The 3,457-nt window shown below is 46.0% G+C and carries 6 protein-coding genes; all 6 read right to left on the reverse strand.

The features are described from left to right. Positions 1–175: 175 nt before the first annotated feature. Complete coding sequence (locus tag A3OI_RS0118850; protein WP_018405755.1) at positions 176–655, reverse strand: hypothetical protein; 480 nt, start codon at positions 653–655, stop codon at positions 176–178. Between the two features lie 182 nt (positions 656–837). Further along, positions 838–1,188 (reverse strand): hypothetical protein, encoded by a 351-nt coding sequence (locus A3OI_RS20935; RefSeq protein ID WP_018405756.1) that lies wholly within the window; start codon positions 1,186–1,188, stop codon positions 838–840. Between the two features lie 351 nt (positions 1,189–1,539). After that, entirely contained in the window at positions 1,540–1,755 is a 216-nt protein-coding gene (locus tag A3OI_RS0118860; RefSeq protein ID WP_218185853.1) for a hypothetical protein, read from the reverse strand. Positions 1,756–1,766: 11 nt separating this feature from the next. Next, positions 1,767–2,291 (reverse strand): hypothetical protein, encoded by a 525-nt coding sequence (locus A3OI_RS0118865; RefSeq protein WP_018405758.1) that lies wholly within the window; start codon positions 2,289–2,291, stop codon positions 1,767–1,769. Positions 2,292–2,479: 188 nt separating this feature from the next. Further along, positions 2,480–2,956 carry a hypothetical protein gene (locus A3OI_RS0118870; protein ID WP_155903242.1) on the reverse strand — a complete coding sequence of 159 codons (477 nt, stop codon included), beginning with the start codon at positions 2,954–2,956 and terminating at the stop codon, positions 2,480–2,482. 313 nt (positions 2,957–3,269) lie between these two features. Next, positions 3,270–3,457, reverse strand: a 188-nt coding sequence (locus tag A3OI_RS23505; RefSeq protein ID WP_218185854.1) for a hypothetical protein, incomplete at its 5' end; no start/stop codon positions are given.

Below are 3,457 nucleotides of genomic sequence, written 5' to 3' on the forward strand. Positions count from 1 at the left end.
ATTTTCAGCCAGGATCTCGGTTGGGTTGTCAACCGTTGGTTTTTTTATTGTGCTCCATAGGGCATTTCCTTGTTGATGGATGAGCTCTAATTATATGATATTTTTAGGGAAATGTCTTAAGTTGATGACATTGGGCTGGGGGTTAGATACCCACGGCTATCCGATTATTTTTTTTCTACCACGTTTCGGCGAGCTTCTCAGCCAATGTATCAAACACAGGTTTTACAGTAGTGCACGGTCCGTCAGAGCCTTTCTGTTTTAATACAGTAACAACTCTATTATTTGTGATATCTGTCAACATAAGAGTAAAGTGATGAATATTATAATCAGTAAAAGCACAAGTCATTCCACTACCCTTTGTTGAAACTGTAATACCCCAGCGCGTAGAAGCTGCATTATACTTACTTATTCGAGTATCACTTCGTAATTCAATAATTTGCTCTTGTGTTGGTATTGGTGTGACTGCAAAACCATATTCGGAGAGGGCTATACTCATATCTGCAATGTAAGGGGTATTGTTAAGAAAGGTTACTTGCATTTCACCTTTATCCACTTTGGATAATTCTTTAACTGTGACATCACTACTCGACATCATCACACATCCATTCAATAGAAAAATTATCCATAGTGTGGAGAGTTTTCCTAGATTTAGCATTGATTGTCCTTTCTAATTAATAATGGAAAATATAACATAAATCATGTTTTTTAGTTAAATACATCTGCAGCATTAAAAACATAACGCCGCATTCACCGGCGGAGCATGTTGGCGTGCCTTTTGCTTGTTTTTGCAAAAAGCGCGACAGCATGCGGAGTCCGGTGCAATGCCTTGTTAAGTGATTAATACTCCTCATCATGCTCAGGAATATCTAAGCGATCTTTTAGCATTTCAATCTCTTCAAATGCTTTAGTTAAATGCTTATTTGTTTCCTCAGCATTTAATTTCTGGCGATTTTCAAGAAGAATAGTATTATATTCGAGGTGCTTTTCAAAGAATGTATCTGTAAATCCCATTGGTAAAAATAACAGTAATACTACTGAAAAAACCAAGAGTTCAGAGAAGAAGGAAAAGCCCATAAAATATGCAATGGTTAATATAACCGCCAAAACAAAGCGAAAATACTTGAATGTCTTAGCCCAATTTAGAGCTGACTTAACATCCTGTTCTAGCAGGCTTTCTCGATTTATCATATTGCTCACCTAACAGCGTATTCAACGTCGCCGCGACGTTGTTTAAACACGTCACCGTGACGTATATCCCCGAGCCTTCCTCAGGAAGGCCAGGATATCAACAGCATACAGGCATTGACGCGTTTAAACACGTCTATAGAGCGCTGAACCATTGTTAACTATCCAGCGAATGGCAAGGGCCAGCTTGATAATGGCAGGTGATTTCTGGGCTTTCGGATTTTTGCGCACTACGCACGCGTGAGCGAATCTTAACCGTTCTCAAGGGTTGGCATAGGCGTCTGCGGCTTCTTGTGGCGTCATGGTTTGGATGGGTGAGCCGTCTTTGCCGGATAGCTCGATGGCCCACTGGCCTCAGCCCCACGAATCCATGGCTTCCTGCCGTGCTCTGCTTGCCTTTTGTGCTTCAGCGTCGAACCTTGCCCTCACGTCTTTTGCGGTCAGTGTGTCACCAACTCGGAGGGCTTCATCAAAGGTTTGCAACAGGACTTTATCGGCCTTTTCCAGACTGTGCTCCAACGCCAGCGGCTTACTCGAAAGCAAACCGCCATTACCATTTGTGCCGTGCAACACCCCTGTTATCAAAAGGCTACCCCGAACATCAGTTGCGAACTCTCCCCCGAAATCCTTGCCCCAATCAAAGCTTTTTTGAATGTCAGATGAAGCACTGCTCCATAATTGAAATCGTATTCTGTGTCTGGGTCTTCGTCCGCATAACATTGGTATCCTAAGTAGGAATCGGGGCAAGATTCACCGGCTTCACGGGCACCTAGTAAAACTCCAATTCCCGCCCCCCAGCCATTGTTGAAGTTCAGGTCTCGTCCCACAACGAGATTGAGAGAAAATCCTTGCTCGATTGCATCGTTTTGTCCAGAGGTGTTATCTAGCGAGGTTCCTTCGCGAGCGAAATCTATACCGTAAAAAGCCTTGCTGTTCTTCGCTCGATATAGATACCCTAGCGACCAAGGAGTGTCGTCGCTTTTGTTTGGGTTGCCACGTTCAGCATTCCCAACTCCGGCATAGATCACATGTTTCGAAGAGTCTTCTCCTGCGGAAAAAACCTGTGCACTAACAAGCATAAGGCAGATGCCCAAGGTTAATCTCATTATTTTTAAGTCTCCATTATTGGCCACAATAATCTGTCAAAAAGTAGGTCTGCCCTCATGCGCGCTATACCCAGCGACTGTTCACAGAGGTTGCGAACGGGAGCGCCCAACGTTTGGTTTAGGGGCTGCGGCACGCAGTCCCAGAGAGCGAAGCGAACGATTTGAACCACTTGTTAGAAAAGTCACGGTCATTCCGGGGGAGCATTTTGGATCTGTCTCGCACTACTCCCGTTGTAAGGACCTTGGTCGTTGTATCTCACATCGGTGACCAAATTATCTTCAAGAGCATAGATATATTCACGCTCACCCCATCCTTCTCCGAGCTGATACGAGAGGTATAGCTGGTCGCCAATTTCGATACTTTTGTCGGGCACCCCCAGATCCTGAATAAGCTGATCTTGAGTTATTGAATTCAGGGGAAAACTTTGTAGATATGAAGGAGGGTTCGTCATTATTGTTGGCTTGCCACTCCCGTTTGGCCCTACAGAAGCGCAGCCCGAAAGAATAATCACTACGATAATCAAACCCAGAAAACGATTTTTCATAGTCGTACCTTCAGTTTCTAACGCCCTAATAACAGGCAAAAAATAGTTTGCTAAAATGTTGAGGAACGAAACAGCAAACTGTTTTTTGTCCTTGTTTATTAGCTTGTGTACGCCCAGCATGGGCATGAACTAATGGGGTGAAAGTCCCCTGTGGGAAGGTCACCGTTCAGCCGATTGAACGCTAACCACTAGCGAATGGCAAGGGCCAATCCGCGAGGAGCGGTCTCCGGAACGCCGGCCGGAAGTAAGCCGCTAGCAAAACTGCGAGCTGATGAACAAGAACATCATAGGAGGCGAGTTGGCACCAGACGACGAAGCCACGTGATCTGACGGCCACCGTAAATGATGCAGTTGTGCAGTGAAAGTTCATGCTCTTATCTGGGGCGGTCCGACGCATCGGGATCTGCTGAACGAGCGATCGGTCAATTACCAGTCAGGCCACTGGTCGATCAAGCCTGCGCGCAGCCGTTGCCATCGGCGGTTGCGAGCGAACGAGGTGGACACCGATAGCGCCGATGGGGGTAACCCCGCCGGTGATTGAGCAGAAGTCAGCAGACGGCATAGTAGCCAAACGCCCATCGTAATGGTTGGGACACGGTGAAGGCCTGAACCCGAAAATCA

The sequence above is a fragment of the Marinobacter gelidimuriae genome (assembly GCF_000372805.1).
Taxonomy (GTDB): domain Bacteria; phylum Pseudomonadota; class Gammaproteobacteria; order Pseudomonadales; family Oleiphilaceae; genus Marinobacter; species Marinobacter gelidimuriae.